The following is a 19,564-nucleotide window of genomic DNA, read 5'->3' on the forward strand; positions in this document are numbered from 1 at the left end:
GTGCGGCCTGACCTGCGGGCGCCGTGCCCGCCCCGCCTTGTCCGCGGCGGGCTACCATGCAGGAACGCTGCATTCACCTTTGCCGGACCCGGTGTACCGATGAACAGCCGCCTGATTCGCGAAACCTTGCCGACCGACCCTGCCGCGCCCGCCGCCAACGATGCCGCGCTGTCGACGCCCGGGCCGGACCTCGGCGACAGCCGGCTGTACATCCATCGCGAGCTGTCGCAACTGCAATTCAACATCCGCGTGCTGGACCAGGCGCTGGACGAACGCACGCCGCTGCTGGAGCGGCTGAAGTTCCTGCTGATCTTCTCCGCGAACATGGACGAGTTCTTCGAGATCCGGGTGGCCGGGCTGAAGGGCCAGATTGCACTGGACCACGAAATGATCGGCCCGGACGGCATCCCGCCCAAACGTGCGCTGGCCGAGATCAGCGAGATCGCGCACCGGCAGATCGCACGGCAATACGCGATCCTCAACGAGCGCATCCTGCCGGAGCTGGCCACGCAGGGCATCCGCATCGTGCGGCGCACGCAGTGGACGCACAAGCAGAAGCTGTGGGTGCGCCGTTATTTCCGTGAGGAAGTGGCGCCGCTGGTCACCCCAATCGGGCTCGACCCGACGCATCCGTTCCCGCTGCTGGTCAACAAGAGCCTGAACTTCATCGTGCGGCTGGATGGCGTGGATGCGTTCGGCCGCGACTCCGGCCTGGCGATCGTGCCGGCGCCGCGCGTGCTGCCGCGGCTGATCCGCATGCCGCTGGAAATCTGCGAGGGCGGCGACAACTACGTGCTGCTGTCCTCGATCATCCACGCCCATGCGGAGGAACTGTTCCCCGGCATGCAGGTGCTTGGCTGCTACCAGTTCCGGCTGACCCGCAACGCCGACCTCACGCTCGATCCGGAGGACGTCGAGGACCTGGCGCTGGCGTTGCGCGGCGAGCTGTATTCGCGCCGCTTCGGCGACGCGGTACGGCTGGAGGTGGCCGACAACTGCCCGAAGGATCTGACCGATCACCTGCTCAAGCAGTTCGGCCTCACCGAATCGGAATTGTATGAAGTGAACGGTCCGGTGAACCTGGCGCGGCTGTTCCGCATCGCCAACAACGTGAGTTATCCGCAACTGCAATACCTGCCGTTCACGCCGGTGCTGCCGAAAGCGTTGCAGCACGCCGAGGGCCTGTTCGAGGTGATCGGCAAGCAGGACGTGCTGTTGCTGCACCCGTACGAGTCGTTCGCGCCGGTGGTTGACCTGCTGCGCCAGGCGGCGAAGGACCCGCAGGTGCTGGCGATCAAGCAGACGTTGTACCGCACCAACGCGAATTCGGAGATTGTCGACGCGCTGGTCGACGCCGCCCGCGCCGGTAAGGAAGTGACTGCGGTGGTCGAGCTGCGCGCGCGCTTCGACGAGGAATCCAACCTCACGCTGGCCTCGCGCCTGCAGCAGGCCGGCGCGATGGTGATCTACGGCGTGGTCGGCATCAAGACGCACGCCAAGCTGGTGCTGATCCAGCGCCGCGAGGGCAGCGAGCTGGTGCGCTACGCCCATCTCGGCACCGGCAACTACCACACCGGCAACGCCCGCCTGTACACCGACTACAGCCTGCTCACCTCCGACGAGGCGTTGTGCGAGGACGTGCACAAGCTGTTCAGCCAGCTCACCGGCATGGGCAAGGTGCTGCACATGAAGAAGCTGCTGCATGCACCGTTCACGCTGAAGAAGACCTTGCTGGAACTGATCGCGCAGGAAACCGTGCACGCCGCCGCCGGCAAGCCGGCGCAGGTCATCTTCAAGGTCAACGCGCTGACCGAGCCGAAAATCATCCGCGCGCTGTACAAGGCCAGCATCGCCGGCGTGCAGGTGGACCTGATCGTGCGCGGCATCTGCTGCCTGCGTCCGGGCGTGGCAGGCGTCTCCGAAAACATCCGCGTGCGTTCGATCATCGGCCGCTTCCTCGAACACAGCCGCGCCTACTGGTTCGCCAACGACGGCGAGCCGCAGCTGTACCTGTCCAGCGCCGACCTGATGGAACGCAACCTGGATCGTCGCGTCGAAACCGCGTTCCCGATCGAGGGCAAGAAGCTGCAGCACCGCGTACGCAACACCCTGCAGCGGTACCTCGACGACAACGTCGGCGCATCGTTGCTGCAAGCGGATGGCGAATATCTGCATCCGGCACCCGCCGACAACGAGGCCGTCCACGATGTACAGGCTGAGCTGATGGAAAAGCTGTGCGGGACGGGGGCTGGCAGCGCGCACTGAGTGAGGTAATCGCGGCTTTCTGTACGCACGAAAAAGCCGGCGCAAGGCCGGCTTCCCGTCAATCGTAAAATCCGTGGGCGGATGACTATCGAACTTAGACGGAAGGTGGCTTCACACGGCCGTTCTTCTGCTCGTTCGCTTCGAGGTACCCCCTAGTTGCCCCTCACCGTGTTTCGATGGCCATCGCAGATGAGGCCATGCAACTTGGCCAAGGGCCGGCCTCAGGCGCGGATGCGCGTGCATGTTCTGTTTTGACACACGCGAACCGATATCCGACCCGGGTATTCCTCGCGCGCGTGCGCGTACTGGTCCTGAAACTCCCTGTGGAAGCGTTGGTGAATATTGGGAATTGTTCGGGTTTGACAGGGCGCCTTTAGCCAGGCCGCCAGGATTCAATGAACGTTCGCAAGTCGTCCGTAACGATCGTTTGCGGCTACTCTCTGGCAAAGACGCTAGGGACGTCTGCAAGGCGGAGATTTACATGCGAGTGATTCATTGGGCCTGGGTCGTGGCTTTCCTCGCCGTGTCAGGCGGGGTGCATGCTGGCGACATCTACGTTTGCAAGGGTGCGAACGGGGTCAACAGTTACCAGAACACGCCGTGCCCTACACCGGCGGCTGAGTTGCAGCACAACACCTACGACGCTGCGCTGGCTCGGCCCGGCACACAGCCGCCACCGGATGGTGCGCAACAGCCAGTGCAGCAGCGCGAGGTGTACCAGGCGCCGCCTGCTGGCGACGCGTACGTCAACTCGCAGCGGAGCCCATCGGCGCCCACGGGTTACCAATGCACTGCCAGCCGGCGCACATGGATCCAGAAGACCCCGTGCCCAGCCACGTACAGCACCTCGAACTTCGTGGACATTGACGGACACTTGATGGACGGAACGCCAGTGCGTGGCACCGGGTTTATGCCCGTCGACAAGCCAGTTCAGCAACAGCAGCTGAGTCGTGACGCGCTATGCGATCAGGTGCGCGCTGGCGCCAGAGTGGGTCAGGGCGGCGGCTCATCGGCCAGCCAGTCGTACGAGCGGAACAAGCTCAAGCGCAACCTGTGCGGAGGGTAAATTGCGCTTTGAAGCCCTGTGCGTCTCTTGTGCTATCGCCATCACGCGCCTCGCAAAGCGGGTTGAAGCCGCGGCGACTAAGAGTTCTGACCCTGGCGTCAGCTCTCTGGGCGATATGGTTTCAGTTGTGGAAGGCTGGCGACGTAGCCTAAACACGTCGCCGGCCGCTTGAACTCTCGCGATCAACCGGCCGTGGCGGCCGGCGTGATGGGCTGCACCTTGGCGCGGAAACGCCGCTGTGCCTGCCACATGTCGTAGTTGCTCTGCATGGCGTACCAGCTTCCCGGCGTGGTGTTCAGCGCCTTGGACAGGCGCAGATCCATGTCGGGACTAATGCCGGCCGCGCCGTTCAGTACGCGCGACAGCGCGACCCGGGTCACCCCCAGCCGTGCGGCGGCATCGGTGACGGTGATGCCGTCCAGCCACTCGCGTAGCACTTCACCGGGGTGCGGGGGGTTGTGCATGGCGGTCATGGTGTTGTCCTCAGTGATAGTCCTGGTAATCGATCAGCACGGCATCGCCGTTCTCGAAGGCGAAGGTCAACCGCCAGTGACTGTCCACCCAGACGGCCCAGTGGTCGACAAGCTTGCCTTTCAGCGGGTGCAGCCGCCAGCCGGGCGCGTTCATGTCTTGTGGGCCGCTGGCCGTGTTCAATCGGCCCAGTTGCAGCCGGAGGCGCTTGCCGTGCCTGGCCTGTATGCCCGCCGCCTTGCCGGTGCGAAAGAAGGTTTCAACGCCCTTGTGCCGGAAGGATCGGATCATGTGTATAGCGTAACGTTACACGCTATCGGGTGCAAGTGGAGGTGATGGACGGTTTATCCAGCTTTGCGCTTGATCGGCAGCAAATCGGTGTCGCCGAGTAGGGCACCAAGGTAGTCAGCCCAGGACTGCATCAGTCTGCGGCGCTCCGGCATGTTGAGCATGGTTGCGGGCCGCGTGCACCTTGCTGCTCGCCATGCGCCAGCTGACGCCACGAATAACCCGGCGTTTCCCCAGCCGGTGATAGCGACATGTTTCTTCCACGCTGCTTGGCGAACGCACACGAAAAAGCCGGCGCAAGGCCGGCTTCTTGTCGATCATGAAATCCGTGGTGGAGCGGATGGGGATCGAACCCACGACCTCCACGATGCGAACGTGGCGCTCTCCCAGCTGAGCTACCGCCCCACGGAAGCCGCGAATATTAGCAGCGTGCGTGGGGGTTCGCCAAGAGCCGATGCATGAGGCTCAGCCGGGCAGCAGGTTGGCCAGGCGGTCGTGCAGCACCTCGCGGCGCCAGCCGTCGAGGAAATCGGGCCATTCGGTGGTGACCACGTATTCCTCCAGCACCTTGCGCGGGCACAGCAGGCCGGGCGGCAGGTCGAGCTCGCCGGCGAGGGCGTCGATCAGCTGTTTCATGTCGCCGAGGGCTTTCTTTGCCTGGCCCTGCGGGTGGCCGGGGATGCGCGCGGTGGCGGCGATTTCCTCGGTGCTGACCGCGGGGGCCAGCAATTCGAACAGTTCGCTGCGTTGGGCGGCGCGCAGCGCGCGCTGGCCGCGGCTGCGTTGTTCGAGATCGCCGAGACTGGCCGGCGGCTGCTGCGCCAGGCTCAGCGCCAGGGTGTCGTCGAGCAGCCACGGGCGCGGCACGTCGAGGCGGCGCGCGCTGCGGTCGCGCCACTGCAGCAGGCGGCGCAGCAGGGCCTGTTGCGCCGCCTGCCAGTCGGCGGCGGCGCGCAGTGCGCGTTGCGGCTGCGGGTCGCCGTCGCGGTGGCTGGCGCGCTGCTTCAGGCGCGCGCAGTCCTCGGCATGCCAGGCACTGCGGTCGCGCTGCTGCAGGCGCTCGGCCAGCTGCTCATGGATGGTTTTCAGGTATACGACGTCCAGCGCGGCGTAGCTGCGTTGCGAGTCGGTGAGCGGGCGTTGCAGCCAGTCCGAGCGGGTCTCGCCCTTGTCCAGGTCCACCCCGGTCAGCTCGGCGACCAGTGCGCGGTAGCTCATGCCCAGGCCCATGCCGGCGAAGGCGGCGGCGATCTGGGTGTCGAACAGTTGGTGCGGACCACCCGGCAGCAGCGGCGCGAGGGTTTCCAGGTCCTCGCTGGCGCTGTGCATGATGGTGACCGCCGGGCCGGCGCCGAGCAGCGGCTGCAGCGCCGCGCCGATGTCGAACGCGAGCGGGTCGATCAAGGCGTAGCGCCCGTTCCAGCCCAGCTGCAGCAGCGCCAGTTGCGGATAGAACGTGTTGCGACGCATGAACTCGGTATCCAGGCCGACGGCGGCGTCGGCGGGTATCGTGGCCAGCCATGCCTGCAGTGCGTCGGGACGGTCGATCCAGTCGGCGGCAGCGGTTTCGGGCAGTGACATCGGTACTCCTTGAAAGACGCCGGGCGCGGATTGCCCTGCCGGCGGTTTGTGCCTATGGTGAGCAGCGCACGATAACAGGCCGCACCAAGGACGCCCATCTATGCCGAACAACGCAACCCTGCGCCGTCAGCGCACTCTCGGTGGGGCGCTCGGGGTGATCGTGCTGGGGTTCGCGCTGACGTATCACTTCTTTCCGCGGCTGTTTCATGTCGACCCGACCCAGGCACCGCGCCGCTCGATGTCGCTGGGTGCCGCCACGCCGGGCAGCGGCCTGCAGCCGGAGCGGGTGTCGGCGATCAACGAACTCAACGCCGGACCACCGCTGACGCTGGCACCGACGGCGGTGATCGTCGCGCGCAACAGCAAGAACGCGAATCTGCCCGAGCAGCTGAGCGCGGACCCGCCCGAGGTGCAGGCGCTGCTGGACCGGGCGACCAGTGCGCTGCATGCCGGCCAGCTGGTCGGCGACGGAAACAGCGCCGCCGCGTTGTTCCAGCAGGCGCTGAAGGACAAGCCGGACAGCCGTCGCGCGGTGCAGGGCCTGTTCGACGTGCGCGCGCGGCTAGTGGCGGAGATCGACCAGGACATCGCGGTGGGCGACGTCGACGCGGCGCAGGACCTGCTCGGCGCGTTGCGCACGCTGCCGAATGCCGAGGCGGAAGTGACCCAGCTGGAGGCGAGCCTGAAGGTCCTGGAGAAGGTGCGGCCGATGCTGGCGAAGGCGGCCGCCCTGCTGCAGCAGGGCAGGGCCGACCAGCCCGCCGGCGGCAGTGCGCTGGACCTGTACCGCGAGGTGCAGACGCTGGACCCGCAGAATGCGGTGGCCGAGCAGGGCATCTTCCAGGTGCAGCGGGCGGTGCTCGACCGCGCGCTGGCGGCGGTGGCGCAGAACGATTTTGCCGGCGCGGACCGGGAGCTGGCCAAGGCGCAGGCGATCCGTCCCGGTTCGCAACAGATGATCGACGTGCACAAGCGCGTCGACGACATCCGCGAGCAGCGCGCGAACGGCGTGCTGGCGCAGGCGCACTCGGCGCTGGATGCCGGCAATGTCGGGCTGGCGACGAAGCTGGCGGCGCAGGTGCGGGCGATCGACCCGAGTCTGGCGGCGCTGGCGGCGTTCGACGAACAGCTGACCAATGCGCGCCTGTACGCCAGCTACAAGCCTGGTCAGGTGTTCATCGACCGCTACGTCGATTTGCCGGGCAAGGCGCCGGCCATGGTGGTGATTCCCACCGGCAGTTTCCAGATGGGCGCATCCGCCGCCGACGAGGATCGCATCGACGCCGCGCAGCCGCAGCATACGATCACCGTCAGCAAGGGTTTTGCGATGGCACGTACGGCGGTGACGGTAGCGGAGTTCCGCGAATTCGTGCGCGCCAGCGGCTACGTGCCCGACTCGGTCAAGCTGGGCGGCGCCAGCGTGTACGACGAACGCAGCGGCGCGCTGCACGACGATCCGGATGCCACCTGGCAGGATGATTACGCCGGTCGCAAGGCCGACGACCGGCTGCCGGTGGTGAACGTTTCGTGGAACGACGCCAAGGCGTATGCCGACTGGCTCGGCCAGCGCACCGGCAAGACCTATCGGCTGCCCAGCGAGGCCGAGTTCGAGTACGCGCTGCGCGGCGGCACCAGCGGCCGCTATTGGTGGGGCGACGACATGCCCACTCGCCAGGTGGAGAACCTGACCGGCTCCGGCGACCGCTCGCGCAGCGGCCGGCGCTGGAGCCATGCCTTCCGCAATTACCGCGACGGTTACTGGGGGCCGGCGCCGGCGATGAGCTTCGCCGCCAACCCATTCGGGTTGTACGACATCAACGGCAACGTGTCCGAGTGGGTGCAGGATTGTTGGCACGACAACTACGTCCGTGCGCCAAACGACGGCAGCGCCTGGATCAACCCGGGCTGCCGTTCCCACGTGGTGCGCGGCGGCTCGTGGGGCAGCTCGCCGGACCAGGTGGACTCGGCCTACCGCCAAGGCGCCGACGGCGACCTGCGCAGCGGCCGCGTGGGCTTCCGCGTGGTGCGCGAGCTGTAGGCGGACATGAAAAACCCCGCGCGAGGCGGGGTTTTTCCTTGCGTTGGTACCGGTGAGAGGACTCGAACCTCCACTGTGTCACCACAAGCGGATTTTGAGTCCGCCGCGTCTACCATTCCGCCACACCGGCATGTGTGAGCGGGGAATTATGCCGGGTTCAGTGCACGCGGTCGAGTCCCAGCTGGCGCACGTCGCGACCGTACCAGCGGTCTTCCGGCAGCGGCTGGAACACGGCGCAGCGGAGCATCGGGCCGGAATAGATGTGCAGGCTGACGGTGACCGCGCTGTCGCTGGGGTTGCGGATGCTGTGGTATTCGTGCGGCGGGATCAGGCTGCCGGCTGAACCAGCGCCGGCCTGGATCGAGCCGACCGGCTGGAAGCAGTAGCGCTGCGCGTCGTGTTCCAGCAGTTCGTACTGCACGATCTCCAGCGCGCCGTTCCATACGCCCTCGACGCACCACATGCCGTCGTGGTCGTGGATCGGCGTGCCCTGGCCCGGCCCCCAGGTCATCGCCACCACGCAGTAGCCGTGTTCCTCGCTGCGGTACAGCTCGCGGCGGGCGTAGTGTTCGGCGTTCGCTTCGAACACGCAGTCGGGCAGGGTCACCGCATTCTCGCGGATCAGCCTGCACAGGCTGTTGCGCAGGCTGTCGGTGAGCTCGTGGGTAGTCGGCTTGGTCACGGCGGCGTCGATCGCGTCGATCAGGGTGCGGCTGCCGGGGAAATCCAGGGTAAGCATGATGATCTCGGTGTGATGCGTGATGCGGCTTATCTTAGCAGTGCGGCCTTCATGCAGCCGCCAGCCTGTTCAGGAAGCCGCCGATCGCGCGGCTGTAGTTGTCGATGTCGACCAGGAACGCGTCGTGGCCTTGCGGCGAGTCCAGTGCCACGAATTCCACCCGGGCGCCGGCCGCCTGCAGGCCTTCGGCGATCTGTTCCTGCTGCTGCAGCGGGAACAGGATGTCGGTGCTGACGCCGATCACCATCGCCTGCTCGATGCGGATGCGCTTGAGCCCTTCCAGCACGCTGCCGTGGCCGTATTCGGCGATGTCGAACCAGTCGCTGGCGCGCGACAGGTACAGGTAGCTGTTCGGGTCGAAATGGCGCACGAAGCGCTGGGCGTGGCCTTCCAGGTAGGACTCGACCTGGAACTCGCGGCCGAACGGCTCGTCCTCGCGCTGCTCGGGGTCGAGCCGGATCCGCGCGAAGCGGCCGTTCCATTCCATCGCCGAGCGATAGGTGATCACGCCGAGCTTGCGCGCGATGCTCATGCCGATGTCGGGGTAGTTGGCGTCGTCGTAGCGGCCTTCGTTCCAGTGCGGGTCGAGCCGGATCGCCTCGCGCTGCAGCGAGCGGATCGCGATGGCGAACGGCTGCGCCTGCGGCGCGGTGTCCACGCTGATGTGCGCGCGCACGCTGTGCGGGTGCAGCAGCATGTAGGCCAGCGCGCTCATGCCGCCCATCGAGCAGCCGATCAGGCAGGCCAGCTGGCCGATGCCGAGGCTGCCGGCGACGCCGTGCGCGGCATTGGCGACGTCTTCCAGCGCCAGCTCGGGAAACGCCAGCCGGTACGGCTCGCCGCTGGCCGGGTCGATCGAGGCGGGGCAGGTCGAGCCCTTGTCGCTGCCCAGCGAGTTCACGCAGATCACGAACCAGCGCGTGGTGTCGATCGCCTTGCCGGGGCCGGCCATGCCTTCCCACCAGCCCGGCGTGGGATCTTCCGCGCAGGAGGTCATGTGCGCACTGGGCGACAGGCCGGTGAGCACCAGCACGGCGTTGTCGCGCGCCGCGTTCAACGTGCCCCAGGTTTCGTACGCGACGTGCGCGCCGAGCAATTCGCCGCCGCGCTTCATCGCGAACGGCGAGGGCAGGGCAAAATAGCGGCGCGCGTCGCCCATGGTCAATGCACCTTGTCGATACTGATCTTGACCGGCGTCTTGCTGTCCACTGCGACCACGCCGGCGTCGCCTTCCAGGTCGCCGGGCTGGGCAACCGGCTGGCCGCTGTGGCTGATCCGCGCGCCGACGAAGACGCGCTCGACCGAGGACAGCTTGAACGCCGGCGTCATCGCCATCGCATCGGTCAGTGTGACGGTGGTCGGCAGCTGGGCAGGGTCGAGCTTGGCTACCGCCAGCGGCATCGGCGGCCCGTTCTCTGCGCGGGCGTAGACGAACAAGGCATCGCCGGGGGCGAGCTTGTCCTTGAGTGCGGGCGCCAGCGCTACCTGCACTTGCAACGCAGCGCCTTGCGGAGTGGTAGCGGCGCTACTGCTCGACGCACCGGCGGGTGCGCCGCCGGCACGGGCGTCGGCCACGGCGATCTGTTCGGCGACCGCCTTGGCCACGTTCGAGCCCGGCTCCAACTGCGGCTGCAGCAGGCGCCAGGTGGCGGCGGCCTCGCGATACTCGCCGCGCTGGAAGTTGCTGATGCCGAGCAGCCACAGGCCGCGCTGGCTGTCCGGATGCAATTGCACGGCGCGCTTGAGCAGCTCCAGCGCGCGGCCTTCGATGCGGTGGTCGCTGCGCGTCATCGAGTCGTTCTCGGCCCAGCCGATCATCGCTTCGGCATTGTTCGGGGCGAGCTTCAGCGCGTGGTCGAACGCATCGCGCGCCTCGGCCGGCTGACGCAGCATGCTGCTGGTCTGGGCCAGCAGCATCCAGCCCTGCAGGTCGTCCGGTTGCTGTTGCAGGTGCGTGCGCAACTCGGTGAGCGCCTGCTGCATGCTGATCGGCGCGGCGGCCGCGGCGGTCACCCCGTTCAACGCGGCCGGCGTACCCACCAGCAGGTACAGCGCGCCGGTGCCCAGCGGCAGCACGAGCGCGATCAGCAGAGTCACGGCGAATACGCCGCGCGAGCGGCCGGACTTGCGGCCCTGGCGCACCAGCGGCAGCAACAGCACGGCCAGCGCCACAGCGACCATCGCGGCGGCGGCAATGAAAAAAGCGGTCTTCACCAGTCGTCCCCGTTGTCGGTCGGTACTTCAGTGGCGGTACTGCCGATGCGGCTGCGTTTGCGGATCGCCACCAGCACCACGCCGGCGCCGCCGAGCAGGATCAGCAGCGGGCCGAACCACAGCAGCCAGGTACCCGGCGTCAGCGGCGGGTCGTACAGCACGAACCTGGAATAGCGCGCGACCAGATACTGCTTGATCTCCTCGTCGCTCTTGCCTTGCTGCATCATCTGGAAAATCTGGTTGCGCAGGTCGCGGGCGATCGGCGCGTTGGAATCGGCCAGCGTCTCGTTCTGGCACATCGGGCAGCGCAACTGGTGGGTGAGCTGCTGGAAGCGCAGCTCCTGGGCGTGGTCCTTGAACGGCATCGGTTCGATCGCCTGTGCGTGCGCAACACCGGCAAACGTGAGCAAGGCCGCGAACAGCATGTGCAGGAGCCGCCGCATCACGGCGCCTCCTTCAGCATCGCCGCGATCGCCGGTTTCAGTTCCTTCGCCATCACGTCGGGCGTCAACGGGCCGATGTGCTTGTAGCGGATCACGCCCTTCGCATCGATCAGGAAGCTTTCCGGTGCGCCGTAGACGCCGAAGTCGATCGCGGTGTGGCCCGGCTCGTCGGCGATCAGCAGGTCGTACGGGTTGCCGTGTTTCGCCAGCCAGCCCTTGGCGTCGTCCGGCGCATCCTTGTAGTTGTAGCCGACCAGCTGCACGCCCAAGGTCGGGCCTTCGACGGTCAGCACCGGGTGCTCCACGCCGCATTCGATGCACCAGCTGGCGAACACGTTGAGCAGGTAGGGCTGGCCCAGCAGGTCGGCCTTGCTGACCATCTGGGTCGGCTCGTACAGCTTGGGCAGGTTGAACGCGGGCGCCGGCTTGTCCAGCAGCGGCGACGGGATCGCGTTCTGGTCGTGCTGGGTGTTCCACCAGATGCCGAAGCCGAACAGTCCCACCAGCAGCATGAAGCCGATGAACGGAAGCAGACGACTCATGCGCGCGTTTCCTGTATCTGCAGGCCGTCGGCCGCTTCGGCGCCGGCCTCGGCCCTGGCGCTGCGTTTGATGCGGAAGCGCTTGTCGGTGGCGCAGACCAGGCCGCCCAGCATCATCAGCAGGCCGCCGGCCCAGATCCAGCGGATGAACGGCTTGTAGTACAGCCGCAGTGCCCAAGCGCCCTCGATGTCGTTCGCGTCCATCGGCTCGCCCAGCGCCACGTAGAGGTCGCGGGTGATGCCGGCGTCCACCGCGGATTCGGTCTGCACCTGGCCGCGCGGGTAGGTGCGCTTCTGCGGGTGCATCACGGTAGTCTCATTACCGTTGCGGGTGACCGTGACCACGCCTTGGTCGGCGGTCCAGTTCGGCCCCGTCGTGTGGTGCACGCCGTCGAAGCGGAAGTCGTAGTTGCCGATGTGCTGGGTCTCGCCCGGCGCCATGCGCACGTCGCGGGTCACGCTGAGCGACTCGGACAGCAGCACGCCGGCCACGAACACGCCCACGCCCAGGTGCGCCAGCAGCATGCCGGCCATCTCGGCCGGGTAACGGCGGCCGCGCGGCATTTCGCGCCAGCGCTTGAGCGCGTACAGCAGCACGCCGACGGTGAGCCAGACCAGCGCGCCTACGCCGGCAATCGCCTTGAGTTGGCCATCGACGAAAAACGCCGCCACGATCGCACAGGCTGCCGCGACGATACCCGCGCGCATCAGCACCTGTTTGAGCACCAGTGACTCGCCCTTGCCCCAGCGCAGGAACGGGCCGAATGGCAGCAACAGCACCACCGGCAGCATCAGCAGCGGGAACAGGAAGCCGAAGTAGGGCGGGCCGACCGAGATCCGGCCCAGGTTCAGCGCGTCGCCGATCAGCGGGAACAGCGTGCCCAGCAGCACCATCGCCGCGGCCACCGCGAACATCAGGTTGCTGATCAGCAGCGCGGTTTCGCGCGACACCACCTTGAACGGCTTGCCGCCGAGCACCTTGGGCGCCCTGAGCGCATACAGCAGCAGCGAGCCGCCGACCACGATGGTGAGGAAAGCCAGGATGAATACGCCGCGGCGCGGATCGGAGGCGAACGCATGCACCGAGGTAAGCACGCCCGAGCGCACCAGGAAGGTGCCGAGCAGGCTCAGCGAGAACGCGAAGATCGACAGCAGGATCGTCCACGCGCGCAGCGAACCGCGCTTCTCGGTCACCGCCTGCGCGTGGATCAGCGCCACGCCGACCAGCCACGGCATGAAGCTGGCGTTCTCCACCGGATCCCAGAACCACCAGCCGCCCCAGCCCAGCTCGGCATAGGCCCACCAGCTGCCGGCGACGATGCCGCAGGTGAGGAAAGCCCAGGCGACGTTCGTCCACGGCCGCGCCCAGCGCACCCAGGCCTGCTCCAACTCACCGCCGAGCAGGGCGGCGATCGAGAACGCGAACGCCACCGAGAAACCCACGTAGCCCATGTACAGCATCGGCGGGTGGAAGGTCATGCCCGGGTCCTGCAGCACCGGGTTCAGATCCGCGCCGTCGCCGGGCATCGGCAGTAGCCGCCCGAACGGGTTGGAAGTGAAGATGATGAAGGCGAGGAAGCCCACCGCGATCAGGCCCATCACCGCGATCACGCGCGAGGCGAACACCTCGGGCAGCTTCTGGCTGAACGCGGCCAGCGCCACCGTCCACACGTTGAGGATCAGGATCCACAGCAGCAACGAACCCTCGTGCGCGCCCCACACCGCGGCGATGCGGTAGTACCACGGCAGCGCCAGGTTCGAGTTGTCGGCCACGTACTGCACCGAGAAGTCGAAACGCAGGAACGCCCACGCGAGGATGCCGAATGCCATGGCGACGAACACCGCCTGACCGGCCGCCGCCGGGCGCGCCACCGCCATCAGTGCACGATTGCCGCGCCACGCGCCGACCAGCGGCAGGACGCTCTGCGCCAACGCCAGCAGCATGGCGAGAATCAACGCGAGTTGGCCGAGTTCGGGGGTCATGATTGGGGCCGGGAGTGGGGAATCGGGAATCGGGAATCGGAAGAGCGGTTGACCGCGACTTGGGAGTAGTCACGCGCGCGGGAAGAGCGATGGGTGTTCATGGCTTGCGACTCCCCATTCCCGATTCCCCACTCCCGGCTTCTTCGACCTGCTTGCCTTCGTGCGCCTTCGCCATGGCGTCCTTCAGCTCCTTCGGCATGTAGGTCTCGTCATGCTTGGCCAGCACTTCGGTGGCGACGAAGCGGGCGCCGTCCATGTGGCCGGTGGCGATCACCGACTGGTTGTCGCGGAACAGGTCGGGCAGGATGCCGGTGTACTCCACCGGCATCGCGCCGCCGGCGTCGACTACGGTGAAGGTGACCTTGAGCGAGTCGCTGGAGCGCTGGATCGAACCGGCCTTGACCATGCCGCCGAGCCGGAACGTGTTGTAGCTGGCCGCTTCGCCCGACTGCACCTGACTCGGGGTGAGCAGGTAGTTCATGTTGTTCTGCAGCGCCAGCACGACCAGCACCGCGGCGACGGCCGCCGCGGCGAGGATCGACAGCACGATGGTGAGTCGGCGTTTGCGGGTGGGATTCATGGGCATGGTCGAAAGCCGCCCCGGTCAGGGGGATGGTGAAGTGGAAGTGGTTCGGGCGCGTTCCTGGCGGGCATTCTGACGTGCCAGCCGGGCACGAAGTTCAATCAGCACGCGGCGGCGACGCAGCCGTGGTGCGATGGTGTCGGCGATCAGCACGACGAAGAACACCGCGTAGGCCGGCCATACATAAGCCGCATAACCGCCCATCTTGAAGAAAGCGGCGGCATCGCCGCTCACGGCAAGGAAGTGCTGCAGGGCGCTCATCGGTCGGCCTCGTCTTCGGCGATCTTGCGCACCCAGTCCTTGCCGCCTTCCAGCGCCAGCAGGTCGGTGCGCACGCGGCGGAACAGGCTGGCGGCGTAATAGAACTTGGTCGCCAGCATCATGGTCAGCAGCGGCCACAGCATGTCCCACGACATCTTGGACTGGCCGAGCACGTTGACCGTGCTGCCCTGGTGCAAGGTGTTCCACCAGTTCACCGAGAAGTGCACGATCGGCACGTTGATGATGCCGATGATCGCCAGGAACGCCGCGGCGCGCGCGCCCTGGCGGCGATCCTCGAACGCGTGGTACAGCCCGATCACGCCGAGGAACAGGAACAGCAGCACCAGTTCGGAGGTGAGCCGCGCGTCCCAGGTCCACCAGGTGCCCCACATCGGCTTGCCCCACAGCGAACCGGTGACCAGGGTGATGAAGGTGAACGCGGCACCGATCGGCGCCGATTCCATCGCCACCACCTCGGCCAGCTTGATCCGCCACACCAGCGCGATGAACGAGGCCACGCCCATCACCGCGTAGATGAACATGCTCATCTCGGCGCTGGGCACATGGATGTAGATGATGCGGTAGGCATCGCCTTGCTGATAGTCGGCCGGCGCCAGCACCAGCCCGCCGTACAGCGCGATCGCGCCGAGCAGCAACGCCAGCGTCGTCGCCCATGGCTGCAGCGTGCCGGCGAAGCGGTAGAACGTCGGCGGCGAGCCGAGCTTGTGCAACCAGAGCGGGATCCAGTTAGACATGGGTCGTCAGGCGTCCAGGGCAATTCGAAGGGCGGCGGCACAGGCCAATGGCGCCAATACCACAGCCAGCACCAGTGCGGCAGCGAGCCAGCTGATCGGCGCGAGCCACGGCAATCCCTGCTGGGCGGCTGCCACGGCGCCGGCGGCAAAGATCACTGCGGGTACGCACAAAGGCAGCAACATCAAAGCGAGCAGCATACCAGAGCGACGGGTGCCGGCCGTCAGCGCGACCAGCACCGCGCCGAACAGGCTGATCAGCGGCGTGGCCAGCAGCAGCGCCAGCAGCAGCACCGGAATGACCGCGGTCGGCAGGTGCAGCATCGCCGCCAGCAAGGGGGTGATCACGATCAGCGGCAGCGCCGTGGTGATCCAGTGGGCGAGGATCTTCATTCCCAGCAGGAGCTCCAGCGGTTGCGGCGACAACACCAACTGTTCCAATGAGCCATCCTCGATATCGCTGGAGAACATGGCGTCCAGCGTCAACAACATCGCCAGCAATAGGGTTACCAGCACGATGCCGCCGGCAATGCGTTGCAGCAGCGTGTCTTCCGGACCGAGCGCAAACGGAAACAGCATGGTCACGATCAGCGCATAAAGCACCGGCATGGCGATGTCGCTGCGACGCCTCCATGCAACCGTCAGATCACGGCGCAGCATGGCTCCGCAAGCAGGGATAAGACGCGGGCGGCCCATTACGGTTCCCCGCCGTTTTCTTGCGTCGCGCGGATGGCGTGACGGAAGGCGTTCGTGCAAGTGCCGAACCCGTGCATGCCGTGTTCCGGGCATGGATGAATGATTGCCCGACCTCGCTTGAGCGCGCGCGCGAACGCGCATGACAGCCAGTCATTCATGCAGATGAATCCGCCGTACCGTGTCGCCCGCGAAGTTGGTGGTGCCGTGGCTGCTGACCAGCGCGGCACCACCGGAGTCGGTGTGCCATTTCAAGACGTGGTTGACCAGCGCAATACCGGCGCGATCCAGGTTGGCATACGGTTCGTCGAGTAGCCACAGCGTTGCCGGCAGCAGCAGCAGCCGGGCCAGCGCGGCGCGCTTCTTCTGTCCGGCAGACAGGCGTCGAGTGGGTTCGCTTTCATACCCGCTCAAACCGACCTCGATCAGTGCGGATCCGATACTCGTTCCGGCGCGCTGACCATGCAGCCCGACGGCGATGCGGAGGTTCTCGTGCGGACTGAGATCGGCCTTGAGCCCCAACTGGTGGCCGAGAAACAGGATCTCGCCCGCGCATTCGCTGCGTCGAAGCGGCGCGCCCCGCCAACGGAGTTCACCGGCCCCGACGTGCAACAGGCCGGCCAGCACGCGCAGCAGCGTCGTCTTGCCGCTGCCGTTGTCGCCCTCCACCAAGGTCAGTTGGCCGGGGTGCACGTCAAAATCCAGTGGCGCAAATACGGCTTCGTCGCGACGAAAGAAGCTCACGGAACGCGCTTCCAGCAACGGCGTATGGGGAATCGAGACGGTCATTGCTCTGATTGTCCGCAATGCGAGTGGGGCTTGTCTATGTGGCACGCTGCCGCTGCCCGGCACGCAGCGCAAGCGCGTTCCCGTTCGCGATTGAACCGGCATCCGGCGGGCCGAGGCGTGAGTCGTGACAAACGGGCCGGACCGATGCCGATGAGCCGGCAACAAGGGGCCGGCGATCCCGGAACCCACGGGGCGGCATTTGCATCCAACGAGGTATGCAAGGGCCCATGCCACCGAGCGCGAAAACGGTACCGCTCGACTACGCGAAGCTGGACGACGATGCGCTGGTTGCCGTGGTGAGGGGCGGTGACCGCGCGGCATTCCGGTACGTCATGCAGCGCTTCGGGCAGCACCTGTACCGGATCGCTCGTGGCGTGGTCAACGACGACACGGAGGCCGAGGATGTCGTGCAAGAGGCATTCATGCGGGCCTATCACCAGTTTGGTACGTTCCGCGGCGATGCGCCGTTGCGCACCTGGTTGATCAGCATCCTGCTCAACGAGGCTCGCAGCCGGTTGCGCAAGCGACATCTCATGGTGGGCCTTGAGCAGATTACCCCGTCCGCGGTGGACCCGTATTGGGATGGTCGCTCGCGGCCTGGCTCCGCTGGTGCCGATCCCGCGTCGCTCGCTGCCCGCGCCCAGATCCGCCGCCTGCTCAAGCGCGCCATCGAGAAATTGCCGGATTCCTATCGCATGGTTTTCGTGCTGCGCGAGATCGAGGAGTGCAGCGTGGAGGAAACCGCGGCGCGATTGACCATCAAGCCGCAGACGGTGAAAACCCGGTTGCACCGTGCACGTCGCCTGCTGCGCAAGTCGCTGGACAAGACGCTTGGCGACGTGCTGGCTGACACTTTTCCGTTCCTGGGTGCGCGCTGCGCGGCGCTGACGACCGTCCTGATGGCCTGGCTCACGGCCGAAGCCGTTGGCGAAAGCGTCGACCTTGCGCGTGGCTTGCCAGTCGGCAGGAGTGCTTCGGACACGGCGGGCGCGGGGCAATCGGAGTCGGGCGGTCATACGTTCAGCGGTTGAACGCCGATACACGAGACCAGTCGTCGATGGTCCGGTCGGGCACGGCCACGACTGCGCGTTTGAAGTCCGCATTCGCAATCCGGCATTCCTGCTGCACAAGGCAACGGCGACCGTGTCGGGTCGCCGTTGCCTTGCGTTTGCAGCACACAGCCTTGCGACAGCTCTTACAGTGACTTCACATACTGCGCCACGTCGGCGACTTCGGCGCTGGTCAAGCCAAGCGACTTCTTGGCGTTGTACTTGTTCACCACGTCGACGAGGGTGGCCGCCGAGCCGTTGTGGAAATACGGCGGGTGCTGCCACACGCCCTTGAGCGGAGCCGTGCGATACATCTTGGTGGCCGTACGCGATGCGTAGCTCGGCACGCCCGGAGCCTCGGGCTCGCTTGCCACTTCGCTCGGGTCGTGCAGACGCTCGTTGGCGTCAGTGAACTCCGGGCCGCTGTGACAGGTGGAGCATCCGGCCTTGCCCTCGAAAAGGGCCTTGCCGCGAGTCGCGGCCGCAGTGTCGAAGCTTCCGGCCGGCGCGGGCGGTGCGGCGATGGACAGCTGATAGGCCTGCAGCGCAGGCAATTTCGCCGTCACCAGATCGTCGGTGCCATTGGTGATGTTGATGCCGCTGCCGACGCGACTGTCGGTGAAGTTGCCGTGCCCGCCCATCTGGGTCACGCCGACATAGCGGTTCCAGTACGCCAGGTCGTCGCCATCGCCGGTGGCGATGATCTTGTGAATGTTCTGCAGGCCATACGCCGGCGAGATCACCTGCGGACCATTCACGCCATCGATGTTGTAGCGCGGGTCGTAAAGGCCCGGGCCCCACGAGTTGTAGACGGCCTTTTGCGCCGCCGTCAATGCCGGCGACAAGGCGATGATCGCGCCCGGATTCAGATCGCGATTCGGCCATCCGTCGAGGCGTTTGCCGATGCCCGGTGCGAATGAATTGTCCACGGTGGAGTGGCACAACGCACAGGTGATGCCGACACGCGTCAGTGTGCTCTTGCCGTTGATGTTTTCCACGGTGCCCTTGATGCCGACCACCGCATCGAGGCCGATCAGGGCCAGCGTGGTGTCGGGACTGGTCAGGCTGATGCTGCCGTCCTGGATGCCTGCAACGACCGAAGCCGGAAGCGCTTCGGAGTCGACCTTCAGACCGACGGCCAGTGCCGTGGTCGGGTCAACGGCGGCTGCGATGACATCGTTCATGTGCAGCGTGTCAGTCCATGTCGTTTCATCGCCGAACGTGTCGAAACGGAAAATCTGCTTGCCCTGATCCAGGAACGCCGTATCCGCCACGGTCGAGAACGTCCACACGAAGTCTTTCGCCAGCGCAGCGCCAGTGGTGTCCTTGACAGCGGTGGTGATGGTCACCGTGCAGGTGACGTTCGCCGCCATGGGCTCGGCCACCTCGGACTGCGGGAGGTTGGTCGGCGTCTCGGCGGTGCGCACGAAGGTGGCTTTCTTCGAGGCCGCGTCGTAGATGACCGAACCAAACGGCTCCGCCCCGGCCGGGCAGTTCACGCTGAAGTTGGCGTTCTTCAGCGTTGCCGTATCCATCGACTGGTCGAAAGTGGCGCTGACCTCGGCGGTGTTCAGTACGCCGGTGGCTCCATTGGCAGGCGTGACGGTGACCACGTTCGGAGCAGGGGCCGTCGGGGTCGTGGGCGGTGGGGAGGATTGGCCGTTGTGGTTGGAGCCACCGCAACCGGCCAGGCCGACGCCAAGTGCGACAGTCAGGGCACTTGGCAACCATTTTTTATGCATGAATCTGCTCATTGGTATTCCCTCTTCATTCGGTGCGATCAGTCAAAACGAAACACCCGTGTACCT

Annotated in this window: 19 protein-coding genes and 2 tRNA genes; 3 read left to right on the top strand and 18 right to left on the bottom strand. The window is 66.3% G+C overall.

Features of this window, described 5'->3' with window-relative positions; translation table 11 throughout:
* Positions 1-99: 99 nt before the first annotated feature.
* Complete coding sequence (ppk1, locus tag ASG75_RS01735; RefSeq protein WP_056385144.1) at positions 100-2,265, top strand: polyphosphate kinase 1; 2,166 nt, start codon at positions 100-102, stop codon at positions 2,263-2,265.
* 1,248 nt (positions 2,266-3,513) lie between these two features.
* Here the strand turns inward: ppk1 and ASG75_RS01745 are convergent.
* From ASG75_RS01745 to rnd, 5 genes are all read right to left on the bottom strand, one after another.
* The gene (locus tag ASG75_RS01745; protein ID WP_056385148.1) at positions 3,514-3,804 is read right to left on the bottom strand and encodes a HigA family addiction module antitoxin; all 291 of its coding nucleotides are present in this window, start codon (positions 3,802-3,804) and stop codon (positions 3,514-3,516) included.
* Positions 3,805-3,814: 10 nt separating this feature from the next.
* Positions 3,815-4,093 (bottom strand): type II toxin-antitoxin system RelE/ParE family toxin, encoded by a 279-nt coding sequence (locus ASG75_RS01750; RefSeq protein ID WP_056385150.1) that lies wholly within the window; start codon positions 4,091-4,093, stop codon positions 3,815-3,817.
* A 114-nt stretch (positions 4,094-4,207) separates the two neighbouring features.
* Positions 4,208-4,411 (bottom strand): hypothetical protein, encoded by a 204-nt coding sequence (locus tag ASG75_RS16135; protein WP_157616868.1) that lies wholly within the window; start codon positions 4,409-4,411, stop codon positions 4,208-4,210.
* An 8-nt stretch (positions 4,412-4,419) separates the two neighbouring features.
* Positions 4,420-4,495: transfer RNA gene (locus ASG75_RS01755), tRNA-Ala, on the bottom strand.
* 60 nt (positions 4,496-4,555) lie between these two features.
* The gene (gene rnd / locus ASG75_RS01760; RefSeq protein ID WP_056385151.1) at positions 4,556-5,671 is read right to left on the bottom strand and encodes a ribonuclease D; all 1,116 of its coding nucleotides are present in this window, start codon (positions 5,669-5,671) and stop codon (positions 4,556-4,558) included.
* Positions 5,672-5,771: 100 nt separating this feature from the next.
* Here rnd and ASG75_RS01765 point away from each other — a divergent pair, with 100 nt between their 5' ends.
* Entirely contained in the window at positions 5,772-7,709 is a 1,938-nt protein-coding gene (locus ASG75_RS01765; RefSeq protein ID WP_056385153.1) for a formylglycine-generating enzyme family protein, read from the top strand.
* A 44-nt stretch (positions 7,710-7,753) separates the two neighbouring features.
* Here ASG75_RS01765 and ASG75_RS01770 read toward each other — a convergent pair.
* From ASG75_RS01770 to ccmA, 12 genes are all read right to left on the bottom strand, one after another.
* Positions 7,754-7,839, bottom strand: a tRNA-Leu gene (locus ASG75_RS01770).
* A 27-nt stretch (positions 7,840-7,866) separates the two neighbouring features.
* Positions 7,867-8,448 (bottom strand): cysteine dioxygenase family protein, encoded by a 582-nt coding sequence (locus ASG75_RS01775; RefSeq protein ID WP_056385156.1) that lies wholly within the window; start codon positions 8,446-8,448, stop codon positions 7,867-7,869.
* Between the two features lie 49 nt (positions 8,449-8,497).
* Entirely contained in the window at positions 8,498-9,607 is a 1,110-nt protein-coding gene (locus tag ASG75_RS01780) for a homoserine O-acetyltransferase (protein ID WP_056385158.1), read from the bottom strand.
* A gap of 2 nt (positions 9,608-9,609) precedes the next feature.
* Entirely contained in the window at positions 9,610-10,662 is a 1,053-nt protein-coding gene (locus tag ASG75_RS01785) for a tetratricopeptide repeat protein (protein ID WP_056385160.1), read from the bottom strand.
* Entirely contained in the window at positions 10,659-11,105 is a 447-nt protein-coding gene (locus tag ASG75_RS01790) for a cytochrome c-type biogenesis protein (protein ID WP_327213304.1), read from the bottom strand. The genes ASG75_RS01785 and ASG75_RS01790 overlap by 4 nt, the downstream gene beginning before the upstream one ends.
* The gene (locus tag ASG75_RS01795) at positions 11,105-11,647 is read right to left on the bottom strand and encodes a DsbE family thiol:disulfide interchange protein (protein ID WP_056385162.1); all 543 of its coding nucleotides are present in this window, start codon (positions 11,645-11,647) and stop codon (positions 11,105-11,107) included. The genes ASG75_RS01790 and ASG75_RS01795 overlap by 1 nt, the downstream gene beginning before the upstream one ends.
* Positions 11,644-13,629, bottom strand: a complete 1,986-nt coding sequence (locus ASG75_RS01800) for a heme lyase CcmF/NrfE family subunit (RefSeq protein WP_056385164.1) — start codon at positions 13,627-13,629, stop codon at positions 11,644-11,646. The genes ASG75_RS01795 and ASG75_RS01800 overlap by 4 nt, the downstream gene beginning before the upstream one ends.
* 97 nt (positions 13,630-13,726) lie before the next feature.
* Positions 13,727-14,209: a cytochrome c maturation protein CcmE gene (ccmE, locus tag ASG75_RS01805; protein WP_200935619.1), complete on the bottom strand. Its 483-nt coding sequence runs from the start codon at positions 14,207-14,209 to the stop codon at positions 13,727-13,729.
* A 24-nt stretch (positions 14,210-14,233) separates the two neighbouring features.
* The gene (ccmD, locus tag ASG75_RS01810; protein WP_056385168.1) at positions 14,234-14,473 is read right to left on the bottom strand and encodes a heme exporter protein CcmD; all 240 of its coding nucleotides are present in this window, start codon (positions 14,471-14,473) and stop codon (positions 14,234-14,236) included.
* Positions 14,470-15,228 (bottom strand): heme ABC transporter permease, encoded by a 759-nt coding sequence (locus tag ASG75_RS01815; protein ID WP_056385171.1) that lies wholly within the window; start codon positions 15,226-15,228, stop codon positions 14,470-14,472. Before ASG75_RS01815 ends, ccmD begins: the two co-directional genes overlap by 4 nt.
* Before the next feature lie 6 nt (positions 15,229-15,234).
* On the bottom strand, positions 15,235-15,921 hold the full coding sequence (ccmB, locus tag ASG75_RS01820; protein WP_056385173.1) for a heme exporter protein CcmB: 687 nt from the start codon (positions 15,919-15,921) through the stop codon (positions 15,235-15,237).
* Positions 15,922-16,071: 150 nt separating this feature from the next.
* Entirely contained in the window at positions 16,072-16,707 is a 636-nt protein-coding gene (ccmA, locus tag ASG75_RS01825; RefSeq protein WP_056385174.1) for a cytochrome c biogenesis heme-transporting ATPase CcmA, read from the bottom strand.
* Positions 16,708-16,934: 227 nt separating this feature from the next.
* On the opposite strand from ccmA, the gene ASG75_RS01830 reads away from it, so the two are divergent.
* Complete coding sequence (locus ASG75_RS01830) at positions 16,935-17,738, top strand: RNA polymerase sigma factor (RefSeq protein ID WP_082547465.1); 804 nt, start codon at positions 16,935-16,937, stop codon at positions 17,736-17,738.
* Between the two features lie 164 nt (positions 17,739-17,902).
* Here the strand turns inward: ASG75_RS01830 and ASG75_RS01835 are convergent, their stop codons facing one another.
* Entirely contained in the window at positions 17,903-19,498 is a 1,596-nt protein-coding gene (locus ASG75_RS01835) for an Ig-like domain-containing protein (RefSeq protein WP_200935574.1), read from the bottom strand.
* Positions 19,499-19,564: the final 66 nt, after the last annotated feature.

Source organism: Rhodanobacter sp. Soil772 (assembly GCF_001428385.1).
Lineage (GTDB): Bacteria > Pseudomonadota > Gammaproteobacteria > Xanthomonadales > Rhodanobacteraceae > Rhodanobacter.